The organism is Xanthomonas sp. XNM01, assembly GCF_014851915.1.
GTDB lineage: Bacteria > Pseudomonadota > Gammaproteobacteria > Xanthomonadales > Xanthomonadaceae > Pseudoxanthomonas.
Genome location: NZ_JACVAP010000001.1, coordinates 14,913 through 35,694 on the forward strand (window position 1 = coordinate 14,913; position 20,782 = coordinate 35,694).

Here is a 20,782-nt window from a genome sequence, read left to right on the forward strand (position 1 = left end):
GGCGGCGCGCGCTGCGGCCTTACAGCACCACCGGCGGCTCGCCGCCGACGATGACGATGTCGGCGCGGCGGCGGGCGAACAGGCCGACGCTGACCACGCCGGGGATCTGGTTGAGCGCGGTTTCCATCGCCACCGGGTCGGTGATCGACAGGTTGTGGATGTCCAGAATCCAGTTGCCGTTGTCGGTGACGGTGCCGTCGCGCCACACCGGCTGGCCGCCGGTGAGTTCGAGGATGCGCCGGGCGACCAGGCTGCGCGCCATCGGGATCACTTCCACCGGCAGCGGGAAGCGGCCGAGCACCGGCACCTGCTTGGCGGGATCGACGATGCAGACGAAGGTCTCGCTGGCCTCGGCGATGATCTTCTCGCGGGTCAGCGCGGCGCCGCCGCCCTTGATCAGGCACTTGTTGGCGTCGCACTCGTCGGCGCCGTCGACGTACAGCTTCAGCGGGCCGGCGGCGTTGGCGTCCAGCACCTCGATGCCCAGCGCCTTCAGCCGCGCGGTGCTCTGCTCGGAACTGGACACCGCGCCGGCGATGCGGTCGCGGATGCGGCCCAGCGCATCGATGAAGAACGCCACGGTGGAACCGGTGCCGACGCCGACGATCATGCCGTCCTGGACGTAGTCGATGGCCTTTTCGCCGGCCAGGCGCTTTGCTTCGGACATGGTGGGGTGTCGATCAGGGAGGAAGGAAGGCGTGTGCGGGATCCGCTGCCAGAATGCGCGCTGCAGCGATGGGATGAGGCAGGTGCGGCCGTGCTTACTCCAGCGCCAGCAGCAGCTTCCACTGCGCGGCGGTCACCGGGAACACCGACAGGCGGCTGCCGCGCGAGGTCAGCGGGAAGCCTTCGCCGAGCGCGTCGGTGTGCTGCTTGATTTCGTCCAGTGCGATGACACGCGTGAGCTTGCGCTCGAACTTCACGTCGACCAGGAACCAGCGCGGCGTTTCGCGCGTGGCCTTGGGGTCGTGGTACGGCGACTTCGGATCGAACTGGGTCTCGTCCGGGTAGGCATGGCTGGCGACGCTGGCCACGCCGACCACCCCCGGCACTTTGGCGTTGGAGTGGTAGAACAGCACGCCGTCGCCGATCTTCATGCCGTCGCGCATGAAGTTGCGCGCCTGGTAGTTGCGCACGCCGTTCCAGGGCTCGGTACCGACCCGCTGCAGGTCGTCGATGGAGAAGGCGTCCGGTTCGGACTTCATCAGCCAGTAGCGCTTGCGGGCGGTCATGCGGTGCGGGTCTCGCGGAGGTACGTGGCGTGTTCGGTGCAGATCGCGTCGGGGGTGATGTCCCAGTCGGCGGTGTCCAGCGCGGGCACTTCCTGCACCGCGAATCCGGCGCCGACCAGCCACGTCGGCGCGGCCTGCTCGCGGCGGAACGCGAAGCTGCGATCATACCAGCCGCCTCCCATGCCCAGCCGTTGGCCGGCCGCGTCGAAGCCCACCAGCGGCATCACCGCCAGCGCCATCTCATGCGCGTCCAGGGCCGAGTCGGGGTGCACGTCCGGTTCGGGGATGCCGTAGCGGTTGCTGACCAGCGCATCGCCGGCGCGCCACGGTGCGAAGCGCAGCACCCCATCGTCGTGCAGCACCGGCAGGCACCAGCTCAGGCCGGCCGGCAGCCGCATCTGCAGCACGTGCAGGCCGATCTCGCCATCCAGCGCCCAGTAGCCGGCGAGGTAGCCGCTTGCGGGCAGGAACGGCAGGGCGAGGATGCGGTCGGCGAGGGCCTCGGCGGCGGCGATGCGCGCCTTGGCGGGCAGGGCGCGGCGACGCTCGCGCAGTGCGCGGCGCAGCGCGTCACGGTCCTGGGTCATCGGATGTCCGGTGGTGCGTGGGTGCGCGCATGATGAAGGAAAGCCGCGCACAAGTGGACCGGCGGTGCAGGCAAGGAGGCGTCGTCCACCCGCGCTGTGACCGACGCGGGTGGCGGCACGCATGCGCCGCGGCATCGCGCTCGATGCCCCATGCCGGTCGGCGCGCGGTCAGCCGGCGGGCACAAACGAAAACGCCTTCCTGCGCAGGCAGGAAGGCGTCATCGCGAATCTAGGCATTCTCCGCCATTGCCGATGCGGCGAAACGACCTTGAACCCGAGGTTCAAGTGGGAACGCTGGGACCCCATCGGGCTTTCCGCTACGTGGCGGACTTGCACACCCGGTGTCGTCGCATCCCCGGTGTCGTTCTTAAGGGACAAGGCGAATGTTTTGCCAGCTGTCGAACACGGCAGAGAACGCAGGTGGATTATAGCGCCGTGCGCGGGGCTGCCTAGTCCGTTCGTCGGTGCAGCGAGAGAAATCGGCAATGCGCGATTCAGTCTCGCAAAGGCCGCGTCTATCGAACGACGCATTCAGCCGCCGCTGGGCCCCAGCACGCCGTCGAGGCGACGATGCAGCGCGTCCAGCGTGCGGGTGAGTTCGCGTTCCTGCGCGTCGCGCTCGGTCCTGAGCTGCTGCAGCTCATGGGCCAGGTTGAGCGCGGCGAGCACCGCGAGCCGGTCCAGCGCGACCATGCGGTTGCTGCCGCGGATCTCGCGCATGCGCGTTTCCAGCAGGCGCGCGGCGGAGAGCAGGCCGTCGCGTTCGTCGGCGCTGACGCCGACGGTGTACTCGCGGTCCAGGATGCGGACGCTGACCGGTTCGCTGGCGGTGCTCATGTGTGCTGCTCCAGCGACTTCAGGCGGGCGATCATCGCCTCGACCCGCGAGCGCGCCTGCTCGTTCTTGGTCAGCAGCTGGGCGCGTTCGCCGATCAGCTGTTCCTGCTGCTGGCGCAGGCTGCGGTTCTCGTCGCCCAGACGCTGGCAGCGGTCGGCCAGCGCCTCGATGCGCGCGGCCAGGGCACGGAGCTGGGCGGTGGCGTCGGTCGAGGGGTCCATGGGTGCGGCCACGATAGGCAGGGCCGCGGCATGCGGTCAAGCGCCGGGCCCGGGCCCGGCGGCGGCGCTCAGGCGACCAGTCCGTCGCGCTCGCGCAGGAAGCGCAGGGTGGTCTCGCGGTCCATCGCCGCGGCGATGTAGTGGCCCTGGATCTGGTCGCAGCCATGCGCCTCCAGGAAATCGCTCTGGGCGGAGGTCTCCACGCCCTCGGCGACCACGGTCAGGCCCAGCGAATGGCCCATCGCGATGACGGTGCTGGTGATGGCCTCGTCGTCCGGGTCGCGGGTCAGGTCGCCGATGAACTCCTGGTCGATCTTCAGCGTGGTCAGCGGCAGGCGCTTGAGATAGGCCAGCGAGGAGTAGCCGGTGCCGAAGTCGTCCACCGCCACGCCGACGCCGAGTGCGCGGCAGGCATTGAGCACCGCCGCGCTGCGGGCGACGTTGCCCATGATGGTGCTCTCGGTCAGCTCCAGCTCCAGCCGGCCCGGGTCGATGCCGGTCTCGGCCAGGATCCGCGCGACCGTGCCGGGCAGGTCGCCCCGCAGCAGCTGGATCGCCGAGACGTTGACCGACATGCACAGGCCGTCCATGCCGGCCTCGCCCCACTGGCGCAGGGTGGCGCAGGCTTCCTGCAGCACCCACTCGCCGATCTCCAGGATCAGGCCGGTGTCCTCGGCCAGCGGGATGAACTGGTCCGGCGGGATCACGCCGAATTCGGGGTTGTACCAGCGCAGCAGCGCCTCGGCGCCGATCACCCGGCGCTCGCCGATCGACCAGCGCGGCTGGTAGACCACGCGCAGTTCGTCGCGCTCCAGCACGCGCCGCAGCAGGCCGGAGAGGGTCGCGCGGCGGCGGGTCGCCTCGTCCATGTCGGCCGAGTACAGCTGCCAGGTGCGGCGCCCGGCGGCCTTGGCCTGGTACATGGCGGTGTCGGCGTGCTTGAGCAGCTCGCTGGGAACCTGGGCGTGGTCGGGGAACAGGCTGATGCCGATCGACGGCGAGATCGTGATCTCGTTGTGGTCGCCCAGCAGCAGCGGATCGGCGAAGGCATCCAGCACGCGCTGGGCCGCGTACTCGGCCTCGCCGGGCGAGGGCAGGGCTTCCAGGACCACGGTGAATTCGTCGCCGCCGATGCGGGCGACGGTGTGCTGCGGGCCCACCGCGTGCTGCACGCGCTCGGCGGCCGCGCGCAGGACCCGGTCGCCGGCGGCATGGCCGAGCGAGTCGTTGATGTCCTTGAAGCGGTCCAGGTCCAGGAACAGCACCGCCACCCAGCCGCCCTCGCGGCGTGCGCGGACGATGGCACGCGCCAGCCGTTCCGACAGCAGCGAGCGGTTGGGCAGGCTGGTCAGCGTGTCGTAGTTGGCCAGGTAGCGCAGTTCCTGCTCGGCGCGCTTCTGTTCGGTGATGTCGCTGAGCACCACCACGTGGAAGCTGGTGTCGCCGCCGCCGTCCTGGACCCCGTTGCGGCGGACCCGGCACAGGATCTCGTGGCCGTCGCGGCGCGCCATCCACAGGTTGCCCTGCCAGTGCCCGAGCTGGCCCAGGCCTTCGCGCAGCGCGCCCTGCTGGCCGCCGTAGCGGTCGCTGTCGAGCATCGAGAACGGCCGCCCGAGCGCTTCGACGTCGGTGTAGCCGGTGATCTGGGAGAAGGCCGGGTTGACCGCGAGGAAGTTGAGGTCGCGGTCGAGGATGGCCACCGCCTCGCTCATGTTGCGCAGCACTTCGCCGGCGATGCGGCGCTCGGCGTCGGCGTGGCGGCTGGCGGTGGTGTCGCGGGCGGTGCCGGCCAGGCGCAGCGGGCGGCCGCCGGCGTCGCGCTCGACGGTGCGGCCGCGGACCCGCATCCAGGTCCAGCTGCCGTCGCCATCCACGTCCACGCGGTGCTCGGAGACGAACAGTGGCTCGTGGCCGCGCAGGTGCGCGCGCAGGCGGCGGCGCAGCAGCAGGCGGTCGTGCGGATGGACCAGCGGCAGCGGACTGTGGCTGCCGACCATCAGCAGCGAACCGTCGCCGTCCTCGGCATGCAGCAGATGCAGGCGGCGGTTGCGCAGGTCGTAGTCCCACAGCTGCTCGCCGGACCCCCACAAGGCCACGGTCAGGTGCTGGTCGCGCGTGCCCAGCGCCTGCGAATGTTCCAGCTCGTTGCGCCGCCAGTGCCAGCTCAGCAGCAGGACGGCGATCATCAGGGCCACGGCCAGCGCCATCAGGGCGGCGGTCACCGAGGTCGATTCCCGGGGCTGACCACGCTTGGGCGGTGACGCGTCACGCGTGGCAGAGGCATGGCCTGTCGGCGGCTGTGAAAACGGTGTCAGTGTAGGCGTGGCGCCGCGACGCGGACAAGCTGCATGCGTGTCCGATTGCTACACTTCGCAGCCGTCCGCGGCCGTGGACGGACCGTCACCGGATCAGGAGTTTCCAGCGGATGCAGTCATTGCCATCTCCCGCACTCGTCGACGCCGAGAGCCGCTCGCTCGGCCTGGGCGCCCCCGCCGCCGAACTGCATGGCGGCCTCTGCGGCTGGCTTGCCGGTGGCGGTGTCGACCGGGCCGCGTGGCCGGCCAGCGTGCTGGCCGATCCTGCAGCGCCGACGCCGGCCTCGGGCAGCGCGCTCGACCAGCTGCGCGAGGTCACCGTGGCGCAGCTGGCCGATTCCGATTTCGCGCTGGACCTGCTGCTGCCGGCCGCCGATGCGCCGCTGGGCGAGCGCGCCCAGGCGCTGTTCGACTGGTGCCGCGGCTTCCTCGGCGCGTTCGGCCTGGCCGCTGGCGCCACGCCGCCGCTGTCGGAGGAGGGCGCCGAGGCGCTGCAGGACCTGGCCAAGCTGGCGCAGACCAGCGTGGACGAGATCGACGAGGACGAAGAGGACGAGTCCGCGCTGTCGGAGCTGGAGGAGTTCGTGCGCGTGGCCGTGCTGCTGCTGCATGGCGACTGCGTGCTGGGGCCGCGCCACCGCCGCAGCCTGAACTGACGTGCTCAAGCGCATCACCGGGATCGCCACCGCCGAGTACGCGCGCCGCCGCCGCCAGCTGATGCGCATGGCCGGCGACGGCGCGATCCTGGTGCTGCCGGCCGCGCCCGAGCGGGTGCGCAGCCTGGACGTGCATTACCCGTACCGGCAGGACTCGGACTTCTGGTACCTCTGCGGCTTTCCCGAACCGCACGCGGTGCTGGTGCTGGTGCCCGGCCGCCGCCACGGCGAGGCGATCCTGTTCTGCCGCGAGCGCGACCCGCTGCGCGAGCGCTGGGACGGCCCGCGCGCCGGCCAGGAAGGGGCGGTCGACAGCTACGGCCTGGACGACGCCTATCCGATCGAGGATCTGGACGAGATCCTGCCCGGGCTGCTTGAAGGCCGTTCGCGGGTCCACTACCACTTCGGCCGCGACGCCGAGTTCGACCTCAAGCTGATCGGCTGGGTCAACCGGGTGCGGGCGCAGGCCCGGCACGGCGCGCAGCCGCCGCACGAGTTCCTCGAGCTGGGCCACCTGCTGCACGAGCAGCGCCTGTTCAAATCGCGCGACGAGCTCAAGCTGATGCGGCAGGCGGCGGCGATCGGCGTGCGCGGCCACCAGGCGGCGATGGCCGCGGCGCGTCCAGGCATCCGCGAGTACGAGCTGCAGGCCGAGGTCGAGCGCGTGTTCCGCGCCAGCGATGCCTGGCCGGCCTACGCCAGCATCGTCGGTGCCGGCGCCAACGCCTGCATCATGCATTACATGGCCAACACCGCCCGCGCCGCCGACGGCGACCTGGTCCTGATCGACGCCGGCGCCGAATACCGCGGTTACGCCTCCGACATCACCCGCACGTTCCCGGTCGGCGGACGCTTCTCGCGCGAGCAGCGGCTGCTGCACGACCTGGTCTGCGCGGCGCAGGCCGCGGCGCTTGCGGCGGCCCGGCCCGGCGTGTCCTACGCCTCGGTGCACGACGCCGCGGTGCAGGTGCTCACCGACGGTCTGCTGCGGCTGGGGCTGCTCAAGGGCCGGCTGGAGAAGAACATCGCCGACGGCCACTACAAACGGTTCTATCCGCACAAGAGCGGACACTGGCTGGGCATGGACGTGCACGACGTCGGCGATTACCGGATCGACGAGGAGTCGCGCCTGCTCGAGCCGGGCATGGTGATGACGGTCGAACCGGGCGTCTACATCCCGCGCGAGGAGCGCGAGGTGCCCGAGCGCTGGCGCGGCATCGGCATCCGCATCGAGGACGACGTGGCGATCACCGCCGACGGCCACGAACTGCTGAGCGACGGCCTGGCCCGCAGCGCCGACGAGATCGAAGCGGCGATGGCGGCCAGGTAGGCGGGCCGCGGCCAGGGGCGCCCTCCTGCCGGTATGGCGCAGTGTCGCGTTCTGCACAAGGCGGTCGGCCTCAAGCGGCCTCCTGCAAAGGCCGAGGACGATTCTGAAATGGTTGCCGCTGTGCGCGGAAGCGTAGTCGTGCGACGTCGGCCCCTGGTGTTCCTCGTCGGGACGACGACGGGTAGGGGGGCACAGCCCCGACCGCCATGCTGCGGGCATCGGCAAAACGCGCCTCCCACGCAGTGCGGTCGGCCTCAAGCGGCCTCCTACGACGGCCTTGGACGATCCTGAAGTCGTTGCTGCCGTACGCGCGGAAGCGCAGTGGTGCGGCGTCGGCCCCTGGTGTTCCTCGTCGGGATGGCGACGGCGGGTAGGAGGGGCCACAGCCCCGACCGCCATCCTGCGGGCATCGGCAAAGCGCGCCTCCCGCACAGTGCGGTCGGCCTCAAGCGGCCTCCTGCAACGGCTGAGGGCGATCCTGAAACCGTTGCCGCCGTGCGCGCGGAAGCGCAGTGGTGCGACGTCGGCCCCTGATGTTCCTCGTCGGGACGACGACGGCGGGTAGGAGGGGCCACAGCCCCGACCGCCATCCCGCGGGCATCGGCAAAACGCGCCTCCCGCACAGTGCGGTCGGCCTCAAGCGGCCTCCTACAAAGGCTGAGGGCGATCCTGAAACCGTTGCCGCCGTGCGCGCGGAAGCGCAGTGGTGCGGTGTCGGCCCCTTATGTTCCTCGTCGGGAAGGCGACGGCGGGTAGGAGGGGCCACAGCCCCGACCGCCATCCTGCGGGCATCGGCAAAAGCGCGACTCCCATGCAGCGCGGTCGGCCTCAAGCGGCCTCCTGCAACGGCCTTGGACGATCCTGAAGTCGTTGCTGCAGTGCGCGCGGAAGCGCAGTGGTGCGGCGTCGGCCCCTGATGTTCCTCGTCGGGACGACGACGGCGGGTAGGAGGGGCCACAGCCCCGACCGCCATCCTGCGGGCATCGGCAAAACGCGCCTCCCACACAACGCGGTCGGCCTCAAGCGGCCTCCTGCGACGGCCGAGGACGATCCTGAAACCGTTGCCGCCGTGCGCGCGGAAGCGCAGTGGTGCGACGTCGGCCTCTGGTGTTCCTCGTCGGGACGGCGACGGCCGGGTAGAAGGGGCCACAGCCCCGACCGCCATCCTGCCGACAGCGACGGTCCAGCTCCCGCACAAGACGGCCGGCCGCAAACGGCCGCCTGCACCCGGGGCGCCGTCGCCCTGCAGCCGCCCGCCCGGAACCAGCGCCACGGCGCTTCCAGAGCCGAGGCGCCGGCTCCATCAATTCCTTAACGCCCGCCATCGAAACCCGGCCTGCGCTTGAAATACATGCCTAAGCATCTATATCCTTCGCAGCCATGAACAGCGCAGCTGACAAGGAACGCGTGGGGTATCTGGTGGTCGACATGGCCCGGCTGTTCGGCCGCGTGTTCGATCGCCGCGCCTCGCACCTGGAGATCACCCGCGTGCAGTGGCGGGCGCTCAAGCGCATCGGCTGCCAGCCCGGGATCACCCAGGTGGAGCTGGCCGACCTGCTGGACATGGAGCCGATCGCCGTCGGCCGCGTGATCGACAGGCTGCAGAAGGCCGGCTTCGTCGAGCGGCGCGCCGATCCGTCCGACCGCCGGGTCTGGCGCCTGCATCCCACCGCACAGTCGGCGCAGATCATGGACGACGCCGAGGCCGTGGCCCGCTCGCTGCGCGAGGACACCCTGGCCGGCATCGGCGCCGATGAACTGGCCGCGGCCATGGACGTGTTCGGCCGCATCCGCGACACCCTGATCCAGCTCGACCGCGAAAGCCGTGGCGAGCCTTCCTCCAAGAGTTGACCCCGATGACCAGCACCTCCGGTTCCGCCGCCCCCGCCGCGGCTTCGTCTCCCGTCCGCAAGCGCCGCGTCCCGGTCTGGCTGTGGGTGGCCGGGCCGCTGGCCGTGGTCGGCTTCTTCGGCTGGGAGTGGGTCCAGTCCAGCCGCGTGGTCGGCACCGACAACGCCTACATCAAGGCCGAGCGCATCCTGGTGGCGCCGCAGGTCGGCGGCCGCGTGGTCGAGGTGGCGGTCGGCCAGAACCAGCCGGTCAAGCAGGGCGACCTGCTGTTCCGCATCGACGCGCAGCCGCTGGAGATCGCGGTGGCGCAGAACGAGGCCCTGGTGGCGCGCATGATCAACACCGCCAGCGCCAGCCGCGCCAAGGTCACCGGCACCGGCACCTCGATCGCCGCGGCCAACGAGAAGCTGGCATGGTCGCGCCGCGACCTGAAGCGCATGCAGGAGCTGGCCGGCCAGCAGCTGGTGTCGCGGCAGATGCTCGACGACGCGCGCCACGCGGTGGCCGAGGCCGAATCCGAACGGGCCTCGGCGGTGGCCAGCCAGACCGAGGCGATGGCCTCGCTGAGCGGCAGCATCGGCACCCCGGTCGAGCAGCTGCCCGAGTACCGCGCCGCGCTGGCGATGCTGGAAAAGGCGCGCCTGGACCTGGCCCACGCCGAGGTGCGCGCGCCGGTCGACGGCATCGTCGGCATGCACGACCTGCAGGTCGGCGAGTACATCAACCTCGGCCAGACCGCGATGCCGCTGGTCGCCACCGGCACCTGGATCGAGGCCAATTTCAAGGAAACCGAGCTGACCCGCATGCAGGTCGGCCAGACCGCGACGCTGCGCGTGGACAGCTATCCGGGCGTGACCTGGAAGGCGCACGTGGCCTCGATCGCGCCGGCCTCGGGCGCCGAGTTCAGCGTGCTGCCGGCGCAGAACGCCACCGGCAACTGGGTCAAGATCGTGCAGCGCATCCCGGTGCGGCTGGAGATCGACGATGCCGACCGCGCCGACGCGCCGATCCTGCGCGCTGGCATGAGCGCGGAGGTCAAGGTCGACCTGCGCGACGGCAGCGCCGCGACCGCCGATACGGCCACCGCGCACGGCTGAGCCGCCGCGCACCTTCCGCCCTCCTGACGCCCGCCGCGCCGCGGGCGTCATCCGTTCCAGACCCGGACTTCCCATGACCCCGCGCCCGAATACCTCCGAAGGCGGCAGCCGCGCGCTGCTGGTCGGCTCGGTGATGCTGGCCACCCTGATGCAGGCGCTGGACACCACCATCGCCAACGTCGCCCTGCCGGACATGCAGGGTTCGCTGTCGGCCACCCAGGACCAGGCGTCCTGGGTGCTGACCAGCTACATCGTGGCCGCCGCCATCCTCACCCCCGTCACCGGCTGGCTGGCCGGGCGGCTCGGCCGCCGCCGCCTGCTGATCATCGCGGTGAGCGGCTTCACCGTGGCCTCGCTGTTGTGCGGCATCGCCACCGACATCGGCCAGATGGTGCTGTTCCGCGTGCTGCAGGGCGTGTTCGGCGCCTCGCTGGTGCCCATCTCGCAGTCGCTGCTGCTCGATGCGTTCCCGAAGGAAAAGCACGGCGCGGCGATGGCGCTGTGGGGCATGGGCATCATGGTCGGGCCGATCCTGGGCCCGCCGCTGGGCGGCTACCTGACCGAGTACTACAGCTGGCACTGGGTGTTCCTGATCAACCTGCCGGTCGGCATCCTTGCGCTGATCGGCATCATGGCCAGCGTGAAGCAGGACGCGCCGCAGCAACGCCGCCTCGACGGCATCGGCCTGGCGCTGCTCGCGCTCGGCATCGGCGGCCTGCAGCTGTTCCTGGACCGCGGCGAGAGCCAGGACTGGTTCGGCAGCCTGGAAGTGCAGATCGAGGCGGCGGTGGCGTTCGTCGCGCTGTACCTGTACGGGCTGTGGTGGTGGAACCGGCGCGAGCACGCGCTGCTCGACCTGGGGCTGCTGGGCAACCGCAATTTCGCGGTGGGCTGCGTGCTGATCTTCGTGGTGGGCATCGTGCTGTTCGCCACGCTGGCGCTGATGCCGCCCTACCTCAACACGCTGATGCACTACCCGGTGCTGACCATCGGCCTGGTGCTGGCGCCGCGCGGCGTCGGCACGATGTTCTCGATGATGCTGGTCGGGCGGATGCTCGGCCGCGTCGACGCGCGCATCCCGATCCTCACCGGCATGGCGCTGATGGTGTACTCGCTGCACGGCATGTCGCAGTTCGGCACCGAGGCCTCGATCCAGGCGGTGGTCTGGCTGGGCGTGATCCAGGGCGCCGGCCTGGGCCTGGTGTTCGTGCCGATCTCCACCATCGCCTATTCGACGCTGGAACCCTGGAAGCGCACCGAGGCGGCGGGCCTGTTCAGCCTGGTCCGCAACATCGGTTCGTCGGTCGGCATCTCGATCGTGGTGACCCTGCTGGCGCGCGCCAACCAGATCAACCATGCCGAGATCGACGCGCGCATCCCGGCCTTCGGCGCGGAGCAGAGCCTGCTGCCGGCGCTGTGGGACCCGGCCACCGCCACCGGCGCGGCGATGCTCAACAACGAGCTGATGCGGCAGTCTGCGGCGATCGGCTATGCCAACGACTTCTGGCTGATGATGGTGCTGACCCTGTGCGCGATGCCGCTGGTGCTGTTGATGCACAGCGGGCGCCATGCGACCGGCGCGGGCGGATCGCCGTCGGAAGCGGCCGCCGCGGCGCACTGACGCTGTTCCTCGCCCCCAACGGACAGACCACGCATGCAGATCGCCGGCCTTCACCACGTCGCCATCATCGCCTCCGACTACGCGCGCTCGCGCCGGTTCTACACGGAGGTGCTGGGGCTGGAGATCGTGCATGAGGTGCATCGCGCCGAGCGCGACTCGTGGAAGCTCGATCTGCGCCTGCCCGACGGCAGCCAGATCGAGCTGTTCTCGTTTCCGTCGCCGCCTCCGCGCGTGTCGCGCCCGGAGGCCTGCGGCCTGCGTCACCTCGCCCTGCGCGTGGCCGACATCGAGGCGGCCATCGCGCACCTGCAGGCGCATGGCGTGGCCTGCGAGCCGGTCCGCGTCGATGCGTACACCGGACGCCGTTTCACCTTCTTCGCCGACCCGGACCAGCTGCCGCTGGAGCTGTACGAGACCGCCTGAGCGCGATGCGACGAAAGAGCGGGCGCGCATTGCGCAGGATCGGTTGGATATCGCATCCGGCCCGCTAGAATCGGCATTTCAGCCATGCGGATGCACAGCAGATGACGAGCAACAGGATCGCCCACGCCGGACTCGCGGCGAAGCGGATGAGCGCCGAACAGGCCGCCGAACTGATCGGACCGGGCATGTCGGTCGGCATGAGCGGCTTCACCGGTGCCGGCTATCCCAAGGGCATCCCGCTGGCGCTGGCCAACCGCATCAGCGCCGCGCACGACCGTGGCGAGGCGTTCGCGCTGCGCATCCTCACCGGCGCGTCCACCGCGCCGGAACTCGACGGTGCGCTGGCCCGCGCCGGCGGCATCGACTTCCGCCTGCCGTACCAGTCCGATCCCGACCTGCGCGCCCGCATCAACCAGGGCGAGATCGAGTACATGGACATCCACTTGGGCCATGTCGCGCAGTACACCTGGTTCGGTTTCCTCGGCCGGCTGGACGTGGCCGTGGTCGAGGTCAGCGCGATCCTGCCCGATGGGCGCCTCGTGCCGTCGACCTCGGTCGGCAACAACAAGACCTGGCTGGACCTGGCCGACAAGGTGATCATCGAGGTCAACCACCGCCAGCCGCTCGGCCTGGACGGCATGCACGACATCTACTACGGCACCGCGCTGCCGCCGCAGCGCAAGCCGATCCAGCTGACCCATCCGGGCGACCGCATCGGCGAGCCCTACCTGCGCTGCGATCCGGACAAGGTCATCGCCGTGGTCGAGACCGATGCGCCGGACCGCCTTGGCCGCTTCGCGCCGATCGACGACACCTCGCGCCGCATCGCCGGCCACCTGGTCGAGTTCTTCCGCCACGAGATCAAGGCCGGGCGCCTGCACGAGAACCTGCTGCCGCTGCAGTCCGGCGTGGGCAACGTCGCCAACGCGGTGCTGGCCGGCCTGCGCGAAGCCGGCTTCCGCGGCCTGACCGCGTTCACCGAGGTCATCCAGGACGGCATGCTGGAGCTGATCGGCGACGGCACCATCGGGATCGCCTCGGCCAGTTCGTTCGCGCTGAGCCCGGAAGGCGTCGCGGATTTCGTCGCCAACATCGACCGCTACCGCGAGCACATCGTGCTGCGTCCGCAGGAGATCTCCAACCACGCCGAGCTGATCCGCCGCCTGGGCGTGATCGGCATGAACGGCATGGTCGAGGCCGACCTGTACGGCAACGTCAACTCCACCCACGTGGCCGGCACCAGCATCATCAACGGCATCGGCGGCTCGGGCGACTTCGCCCGCAACGGTTTCCTGTCGTGCTTCCTGACCCCGTCGACGGCGAAGAACGGGGCGATCTCGGCGATCGTGCCGATGGTCAGCCACGTCGACCACACCGAGCACGACGTGGCGGTGATCGTCACCGAGCAGGGCCTGGCCGATCTGCGCGGCCTGTCGCCGAAGCAGCGTGCGCGCAAGATCATCGAGAACTGCGCGCACCCGGACTACCGGCCGCTGCTGCAGGATTATTTCGACCGCGCGATGCGCGACAGCCGCGGCAAGCACACGCCGCATCTGCTGAACGAGGCGCTGTCCTGGCACCAGCGCTTCCTCGACACCGGCACGATGCTGCCGCAGGCCTGAGCACGCGGATCGCCGACGGCGTGGTGGCGAGCACGCCTCACGCCGGAGGTCGGTCCGGACGCCGCGTGCAGGCGTTGCGGGAAGCATGCGGCCGGGCGGGTGAGGGGACGAGGGTGGCCACGATCACGGCCGTTTCTGCAGGCCGGCGACGACGGAGCGGCTGGCCGCCTGCAGGCTCAAGGCCGGTTGTGTGGCCACGGTCATCGCCAGCATGCGTATCCACAGGGTGGTCGCGGCAGGGCCGCGCCTGCTGGGGATGGCGTGCGCGGCGACCGGGATCTTGCAGGAGGCCGCTCGAGGCCGACCATGGTGCGGCCGTCGCGGGCAATGCATGACTCGGCATGGCAGTCGCGGCTGCGGCCGCTCCTACAAGGACGATCCGGAACGACGTGGAGCCGTGTAGGAGGCCGCTTGAGGCCGACCGCCATCCATCCGTTCTGGCCAGTGCATCGACTTCCACGCTCGCCGCCAGCGTGTGATTCCACGAGTGGTCGCGGCTGGGGCCGCTCCTACAGGGACGGTCCGGAACGACGTGGAGCCGTGTATGAGGCCGCTGGAGGCCGACCGCCATCCATCCGTCCTGGCCAGCGCATCGACTTCCACGTTCGCCGCCAGCGTGTGATTCCACGAGTGGTCGCGGCTGGGGCCGCGCCTGCGGGGAATGGCGTGCGCTGCGACCGGGATCTTGTAGGGGGCCGCTCAAGGCCGACCATGGTGCGACCAGTCGCGGGCGATGCATGGCTTGGCATGGCAGTCGCGGCTGGGGCCGCTCCTACAGGGACGGTCCGGAACGAGGTGGAGCCGTGCAGGAGGCCGCTGGAGGCCGACCGCCATCCATCCGTCCTGGCCAGCGCATCGACTTCCACGTTCGCCGCCAGCGTGTGATTCCACAGAGTGGTCGCGGCTGGGGCCGCGCCTGCGGGGGATGGCGTGCGCGGCGACCGGGATCTCGTAGGAGGCCGCTCGAGGCCGACCATGGTGCGGCCGGTCGCGGGCGATGCATGGTTTGGCATGGCAGTCGCGGCTGTGGCCGCTCTACAGGGCGGTCCGGAACGACGTGGAGCCGTGTACGAGGCCGCTGGAGGCCGACCGCTTTTCAGCCATTGCCGCCAGCCGGTCACCACACGTGGTCGCGGCGGGGCCGCGCCCACGGAAAGGGGCGCATCATCGTGCGGCGAGCGTCTGCCGCACCTGTTCGACGAAGGCCGGGTCCGGCTGCAGGCCAACCACTTCGCTGCGTGCCAGCGGACGGCCGTCGGCATCCAGCAGCACCAGCACGCTGGTGTGGCTGAAGCTGCCGTCAGGCTGCTGGCGATAGCGCACGTCCAGGCTGGCGGCCAGCGCGCGGACATCGTTCTGCGCCGGGCGCAGCAGGCGCCAGTCGCGCATGTCCAGGCGGTGGTCGGCGGCGGTCTGCTTCAGCACCGCCGGGATGTCGCGCTCCGGGTCCAGGCTGAGCATGTCCACCTCGATGCGGTGACCATCGGCGGCCAGCTGCTTCTGCAGCGCCTTGCCGCTTTCCAGAATCATCGGGCACATCAGGTGGCAGTGCGTGTAGAACATCGAGACCACGCGCGGCTGGCCGCGCAGGTCGGACCAGGCCAGCAGGCTGCCGTCCTGGTCGGTCAGGCGGGCGTCGACCTGGTACAGCGATTCGCTCGGCAGGGGAGCGGTGTCGGTCGCCAGCGCAGGCGCGGCGGGCATGACCAGGCAGAGCAGGAACAGCATCGATTTCATGGCGGATCCTTTGCGCAGCGGAAACCAAGATTGCCCAGCGTCGCGTTGGACTGCAGCGCCGACAGCAGGGCGACCCGTTTGAGGACCGCGTAGTCTTCGCGGTCGGTGAAGGACAGGGCAGTCGCGCCGCAGAAGCGCAGGCGGTCGCCGTCGTCCTGGCCGCGCTTGTCGCTGCCGGCCATCAGGGTGCTGTAGTCGCCGACCCACTCCCACTGGCGACCATGCAGGTTGCGGATGCCGTAGGCGTTGGCCGGTGCGTCGGCGGCCGCGTCAATCGCACGCGGGCTGCCATCGGCGACCAGACGCATGCGCCAGGCGCGGTCCTCGCGCGCGTCGTGGCGGGTGGCGTCGGCCGCGGCGGCGAACTCCCATTCCAGCCAGTCGGGCAGGCGCGCGCCCTGGCTGCGGCAGTAGGCGTCGGCCACGAACCAGCTGACGTGGCGGACCGGTGCATCAGCTGCCTCGTCCGCGCCGGCGGCATCGGCCGACGCCCAGTGCGCCAGGTAGCCGTTGTCGGCGAAGACGCGCGCGATGCGGTCGCGGCGCCAGCGCGGCTCCTTCGCGAGGAAGGCTTCGAACTGGCGGTTGCTGACCGGCTCGCGCATCAGCTGGAACGGTGCGACGTGCCTGGGCCCGATCGCGTCGTCCAGACGCAGGCTGGAGCGGAAATCGCCGCCGGCGAGGGGGAGGTATTCGCCGGCGGCGGGCTGATCCGGTGCGGCGGCGGCCTGCCCCGCCGACAGTGCCGGCGGCAGCGCCGTCAGCAGTGCCAGACAGAGCAGGGTGCGCGGGGCCGCGGTCCGGATCATGGCCAGCTCCTCAGTGCTTGCCGTGGCCGGCGGCGGCAGCCGGCGGTGCGAATTCGCCGGTGGCCTGCTGGCCCGTGTAGATCTCGTGGTTCTCCTCGCCCTCGACCTTGAGGATGCCCAGCGAGCCCTTGTGGAAGGTGCGGAAGATGCTGTGGTCGACCAGCACGAAGTTGCCCGGCACGTCGGCCTTGAACTCCACCATCGTCGCGCCGCCTGCCGGCACCAGCGTGGTCTGCACGTTCTCCTGGTACTTGCTGCCGCCTTCGACGTACACCTTGTCGAAGATCTCGCCGATGATGTGGAAGCTCGACACCAGGTTCGGGCCGCCGTTGCCGACGAACATGCGGATCGTCTCGCCGGCTTCGGCCTTCAGCGCGTTGTCGCCGGTCAGCGAGCCCTCGGCGCCGTTGAACACCACGTAGGTCGGGTGCTCGTCGATCGCCTTGTCCAGGCTGAAGGGCTGCAGGCCGGCCTCGCCGTACTTGCCTTCGGTGTAGAAGTCGCCCTGCATCACGTAGAACTCCTTGTCGACCTTGGCCATGCCTTCTTCCGGCTCGACCAGGATCAGGCCGTACATGCCGTTGGCGATGTGCATGCCCACCGGCGGCATCGCGCAGTGGTAGACGTACAGGCCCGGCTGCAGCGCCTTGAAGCTGAACTGCGTGGCGTGGCCCGGCGCGGTGAACGTGGCCTCGGCGCCGCCGCCCGTGCCGGTCACGGCATGCAGGTCGATGTTGTGCGGCACGTGCGAGTCGTGCGCGTTCTTCAGATGGAACTCGACCGTGTCGCCTTCGCGGACGCGGATGAAGCTGCCCGGCACCGTGCCGCCGAAGGTCCAGAAGTTGTAGGTGACGCCTTCGGAGATCTCCATGTCCTTTTCGATCGTTTCCAGCTCGACCACGACCTTGGCCGGCGTCTTGCGGTCGATCTGCTTGGGCACGTGCGGCGGTGCGGTCAGTTCGGCCTTGATGACCGGCAGTTCCGCGGCGAAGGCCGGCATCCCGGCAAGGCCGGCGGCGCAGGCGATGGCATAGGCGAGAAGCGAGAGTCTGGTGCGTTTCATGGTGTGTCCCCGTCGTGTGTTCGTGGTTGTTGGAGCTCACGTTAGGGAGGCGTCAAAACCCGCTCCTTGACTTTGATCAATTCGCGCACCGCAACCGCGATTGCCTGCGTCCGGCTTGATCTGGATCAGGTCCGGCGCCCTGGAGCAGGCAGATGCTGGGCTCGCACCCTGGACCCGGGTCCAGGCCCCGAGCGTCATTCCAGATCAGGAGTCAGGCATGTCCACGCATGCAGCCCGCGCCCGCCAGGGGCGCTTCGAAGAAGGCAGATCGCTTCCCGTCGCCCTGCTCGCCGCCGCGCTGTCGTTCGCGCTGGCCGCACAGGCCCAGGCCGCCACCGCGGGCGATGCGGGCGACGCGGTCGGCGGCCGCATCGTCACCCTCGACACGATGGTGGTCACCGGCGTCGCGCCGGTGCTGGCCACGACCTTCGTCACCGATACCAAGCTGCCGCGGCAGCCGGTGCCGGCCAGCGACGGCGCGGACTATCTGAAGACCATTCCCGGTTTCGGCACGCTGCGCAGCGGCGGCACCAACGGCGACCCGGTGCTGCGCGGCATGTTCGGCTCGCGCCTGAACCTGCTGACCAACGATGGCCACATGCAGGGCGGCTGCCCGTCGCGGATGGACAACGCGATGTCCTACGTCGCCCCGGAAACCTACGACCGGCTGACCGTGGTCAAGGGCCCGCAGACGGTGCTGTGGGGGCCGGGCGGTTCGGCCGGCACGGTGCGCTTCGAGCGCGACGCGCCGTACTTCGCCGAGCCGGGCGTGGAGATCGCCGCCAGCGCGCTGGGCGGAAGCTTCAACCGCAACGACCAGGTGCTCGACGCTTCGGCCGGCACGCCGCGCGGCTACGTGCGCGTGGCCGGCAACCGCTCCGAGGCCGACGACTACCGCGACGGCAGCGGTGCGCGCGTGCCGTCGGCCTGGCGCAAATGGAACGTGGATGCGTCGGTCGGCTGGACGCCCGATGCCGACACCCTGCTGGAGGCCGGCATCGGCCGCGGCGACGGCCAGGCACGCTATGCCGGACGCGGCATGGACGGCAGCCGCTTCGACCGCGACAGCGCCCAGCTGCGGTTCCAGCGCAGCTTCCATGGCGGCGTGCTGGAGAAGGTGGAGGCCAACCTCTACCGCAACAGCGTCGACCACGTGATGGACAACTACAGCCTGCGCGACCCGGACCCGACCGGCAGCATGCCGATGCCGATGGCCAGCAACGTCGCCAACCGCAGCACCGGCGGCCGCGTCGCGCTGGCCTGGCGGCAGGAGCGCTGGGATGCGACTGCCGGCATCGATGCGCGCGAGGACCAGCACCGCCGCCGCAGCGCGATGGGCCGCGGTGCCTATCTGGCCCAGCCGTGGACGCACGACGCGCGCTCGGCCAATGTCGGCGCCTTCGCCGAAGCCGGCTGGCAGCAGGCGCCGGGCCAGCGCTGGGTGGCCGGCCTGCGCGTGGACCGTGCCCGCGTCGAGGACCTGCGCAGCGTCACTGCCGGCATGATGCCGCGGCCCAACCCGACCGCCGGCGATATCCGCCACGACACGCTGGCCTCGGGCTTCCTGCGTGTCGAAGGCCGCGCCGCCGGCAGCCCGCTGGAGTGGTATGCCGGCGTCGGCCGGGCCGAGCGCATGCCCGACTACTGGGAGCTGTTCTCGCCCGGCAGCGGCCCGTCCGGCAGCGCCAACGCCTTCGCCGGCGTGCAGCCCGAACGCACGCTGCAGCTCGATGTCGGCCTGCAGTACCACGGTGCCGACTGGGACGTGTGGGCATCGGCCTACGCCGGCCGCATCGACGACTACATCCTGTTCGACTATCTGTCAGGCGGCATGGGCAGCAGCACCCGCGCCGGCAATGCCGATGCGCGCATCGTCGGTGGCGAGGCCGGTGTCGACTGGCGCCCGCGCACGCACTGGAAGCTCGGCGGCACGCTGGCCTACGCCTGGGGCGAACTGGACGCCGGCGGCGCGCTGCCGCAGATGCCGCCGCTGGAGGCGAAGTTCAGCGCCGGCTACGACAACCGGCGCTGGTCGGCCGGTGCGCTGCTGCGCGTGGTCGCCGCTCAGCGCCGGGTCAACCAGGGCCACGGCAACGTGGTCGGCCAGGATCTCGGCCCCAGCGCCGGCTTCGCGGTGTTCTCGCTCAACGGCGGCTACCGCTTCAGCGAGCGCGTGCAGCTGGTGGCCGGCATCGACAATCTGTTCGACCGCGACTACGCCGAGCATCTGAACCTGGCCGGCAACAGCGCCTTCGGCTATCCGGCCGACCCGATGCGGATCCACGAACCGGGGCGGAGCGTGTGGGTGAAGCTGGATTACCGGTACTGAACGCGCATCCGCGACACCGCAACGCATCGCGCTCAGTCGCCCAGCACCCGGGCGCAGATGTCGATGAAGGCGCGCAGCTTCGGCTGGCTGCGGGCGGCCCTGGAGAAGTAGAGGAACAGGCCGTCGCTGTCCGGCGAGCGGTCCAGCAGGGCCGGTTCGAGCAGGCCCGCGGCGATCTCGCGCGATGAATGGAAGGTCGACGAGTAGATCAGGCCGACGCCGCGCACGGCGAGCGCGCGCATGAGCTCGCCGTCGTTCACCGTCAGCGGCCCGACCGGATCGATGCGTACGGTCTGGTTGTCCTCGACGAACTCCCAGCGGTAGATATCGCCCTTTTCCGGCCGGCGGAAGCGGATGCAACGGTGCCGCAGCAGGTCGCTGGTGACCTGCGGCCTGCCGTGTTCGGCGAAGTAGCCCGGCGAACCGAACACCGCCCACCGGAACGGCCTGCCCAGCCGCACCGCGATCATGTCCTGTTCGATGTAGGAGCCGATGCAGATGCCGGCGTCGTAGCCATCGTTGATGACCTCGCGCTGGCGGTTGGCGACGGTGATGTCCACGCTGACGTCGGGCCAGGCGTCGAGGAACGCGGGGAGCACCGGTTCGATCACGTGCGGAATCGCCAGCCGTTCCACCACCAGGCGCAGGGTGCCCGCCGGCGCACTGGCCGACTGGCGCACCTCCTCGAAGCCGTCCTGGATCGAGCGGGCTGCCGGGTCGACCGACAGCAGCAGCCGGGTGCCGGCCTCGGTCAGCGCGACCTTCCGTGTCGTGCGATGGAACAGCGGAAGCCCGATCCGCTTCTCCAGCCGCTGCAGCGCCAGGCTCACCGCGCCCGGGGTCCTGCCCAGATCGACCGCCGCCGCGCGGATGCTCAGGCGGCGTGCGATGGCGAGGAACTCGGCGATGCCATCGAAGTCGGCTCCGGGGTGCATCGGGACGTCCACGCGATGAGGGTGGCGGATTCTCCAACGCGCCGTCGCCGGCCGCAACGCGATTGGCATCGTGGATTAAACAACCCATTCCCCTGGGCGGGCTTCATCCGGGCCGGT

General features: G+C 70.5%; 18 protein-coding genes and 1 other RNA gene. 8 read left to right on the forward strand and 11 right to left on the reverse strand.

Going from position 1 to position 20,782, the window contains the following annotated elements; translation table 11 throughout:
* Positions 1 to 19: 19 nt before the first annotated feature.
* The 7 genes from rpiA to IB242_RS00095 form a co-directional block, all read right to left on the reverse strand.
* Entirely contained in the window at positions 20 to 667 is a 648-nt protein-coding gene (rpiA, locus tag IB242_RS00065) for a ribose-5-phosphate isomerase RpiA (RefSeq protein ID WP_192275166.1), read from the reverse strand.
* A gap of 94 nt (positions 668 to 761) precedes the next feature.
* The gene (locus tag IB242_RS00070) at positions 762 to 1,232 is read right to left on the reverse strand and encodes an EVE domain-containing protein (RefSeq protein WP_192275167.1); all 471 of its coding nucleotides are present in this window, start codon (positions 1,230 to 1,232) and stop codon (positions 762 to 764) included.
* Entirely contained in the window at positions 1,229 to 1,819 is a 591-nt protein-coding gene (locus IB242_RS00075) for a 5-formyltetrahydrofolate cyclo-ligase (protein WP_192275168.1), read from the reverse strand. The genes IB242_RS00070 and IB242_RS00075 overlap by 4 nt, the downstream gene beginning before the upstream one ends.
* Before the next feature lie 233 nt (positions 1,820 to 2,052).
* A non-coding RNA gene (ssrS, locus tag IB242_RS00080) (6S RNA) lies at positions 2,053 to 2,236 on the reverse strand.
* Between the two features lie 114 nt (positions 2,237 to 2,350).
* Positions 2,351 to 2,656, reverse strand: coding sequence for a cell division protein ZapA (locus IB242_RS00085; protein ID WP_192275169.1), 306 nt, complete (start codon positions 2,654 to 2,656; stop codon positions 2,351 to 2,353).
* A complete protein-coding gene (locus IB242_RS00090; RefSeq protein ID WP_192275170.1) occupies positions 2,653 to 2,877 on the reverse strand; it encodes a TIGR02449 family protein in 225 nt (74 codons plus the stop codon). Before IB242_RS00090 ends, IB242_RS00085 begins: the two co-directional genes overlap by 4 nt.
* Before the next feature lie 68 nt (positions 2,878 to 2,945).
* Positions 2,946 to 5,099 carry an EAL domain-containing protein gene (locus IB242_RS00095; RefSeq protein ID WP_343237059.1) on the reverse strand — a complete coding sequence of 718 codons (2,154 nt, stop codon included), beginning with the start codon at positions 5,097 to 5,099 and terminating at the stop codon, positions 2,946 to 2,948.
* A gap of 203 nt (positions 5,100 to 5,302) precedes the next feature.
* Here IB242_RS00095 and IB242_RS00100 point away from each other — a divergent pair, with 203 nt between their 5' ends.
* From IB242_RS00100 to IB242_RS00130, 7 genes are all read left to right on the forward strand, one after another.
* Positions 5,303 to 5,848 (forward strand): UPF0149 family protein, encoded by a 546-nt coding sequence (locus IB242_RS00100; RefSeq protein WP_192275171.1) that lies wholly within the window; start codon positions 5,303 to 5,305, stop codon positions 5,846 to 5,848.
* Position 5,849: 1 nt separating this feature from the next.
* Positions 5,850 to 7,178, forward strand: a complete 1,329-nt coding sequence (locus IB242_RS00105; RefSeq protein ID WP_343237060.1) for an aminopeptidase P N-terminal domain-containing protein — start codon at positions 5,850 to 5,852, stop codon at positions 7,176 to 7,178.
* A gap of 1,380 nt (positions 7,179 to 8,558) precedes the next feature.
* Positions 8,559 to 9,029 (forward strand): MarR family transcriptional regulator, encoded by a 471-nt coding sequence (locus tag IB242_RS00110; protein ID WP_192275172.1) that lies wholly within the window; start codon positions 8,559 to 8,561, stop codon positions 9,027 to 9,029.
* A gap of 5 nt (positions 9,030 to 9,034) precedes the next feature.
* Positions 9,035 to 10,126 carry an HlyD family secretion protein gene (locus IB242_RS00115; RefSeq protein WP_192275173.1) on the forward strand — a complete coding sequence of 364 codons (1,092 nt, stop codon included), beginning with the start codon at positions 9,035 to 9,037 and terminating at the stop codon, positions 10,124 to 10,126.
* Between the two features lie 73 nt (positions 10,127 to 10,199).
* Positions 10,200 to 11,747, forward strand: coding sequence for an MDR family MFS transporter (locus IB242_RS00120; RefSeq protein WP_225539912.1), 1,548 nt, complete (start codon positions 10,200 to 10,202; stop codon positions 11,745 to 11,747).
* A gap of 33 nt (positions 11,748 to 11,780) precedes the next feature.
* The gene (locus IB242_RS00125) at positions 11,781 to 12,170 is read left to right on the forward strand and encodes a VOC family protein (RefSeq protein WP_192275174.1); all 390 of its coding nucleotides are present in this window, start codon (positions 11,781 to 11,783) and stop codon (positions 12,168 to 12,170) included.
* A gap of 101 nt (positions 12,171 to 12,271) precedes the next feature.
* Positions 12,272 to 13,792 carry an acetyl-CoA hydrolase/transferase family protein gene (locus IB242_RS00130; protein ID WP_192275175.1) on the forward strand — a complete coding sequence of 507 codons (1,521 nt, stop codon included), beginning with the start codon at positions 12,272 to 12,274 and terminating at the stop codon, positions 13,790 to 13,792.
* 1,164 nt (positions 13,793 to 14,956) lie between these two features.
* On the opposite strand, the gene IB242_RS00135 is transcribed toward IB242_RS00130, so the two are convergent.
* The 3 genes from IB242_RS00135 to nirK are packed head-to-tail and all read right to left on the reverse strand — an operon-like array spanning position 14,957 to position 17,401.
* A complete protein-coding gene (locus tag IB242_RS00135; RefSeq protein WP_192275176.1) occupies positions 14,957 to 15,529 on the reverse strand; it encodes an SCO family protein in 573 nt (190 codons plus the stop codon).
* Positions 15,526 to 16,338, reverse strand: a complete 813-nt coding sequence (locus IB242_RS00140; protein ID WP_192275177.1) for a formylglycine-generating enzyme family protein — start codon at positions 16,336 to 16,338, stop codon at positions 15,526 to 15,528. The genes IB242_RS00135 and IB242_RS00140 overlap by 4 nt, the downstream gene beginning before the upstream one ends.
* 10 nt (positions 16,339 to 16,348) lie before the next feature.
* Positions 16,349 to 17,401, reverse strand: coding sequence for a copper-containing nitrite reductase (gene nirK, locus IB242_RS00145; protein WP_192275178.1), 1,053 nt, complete (start codon positions 17,399 to 17,401; stop codon positions 16,349 to 16,351).
* Positions 17,402 to 17,618: 217 nt separating this feature from the next.
* On the opposite strand from nirK, the gene IB242_RS00150 reads away from it, so the two are divergent.
* Entirely contained in the window at positions 17,619 to 19,730 is a 2,112-nt protein-coding gene (locus IB242_RS00150; RefSeq protein ID WP_192275179.1) for a TonB-dependent copper receptor, read from the forward strand.
* 32 nt (positions 19,731 to 19,762) lie between these two features.
* Here IB242_RS00150 and IB242_RS00155 read toward each other — a convergent pair whose 3' ends face one another.
* Complete coding sequence (locus IB242_RS00155) at positions 19,763 to 20,665, reverse strand: LysR family transcriptional regulator (protein WP_192275180.1); 903 nt, start codon at positions 20,663 to 20,665, stop codon at positions 19,763 to 19,765.
* Between the last annotated feature and the right edge of the window lie 117 nt (positions 20,666 to 20,782).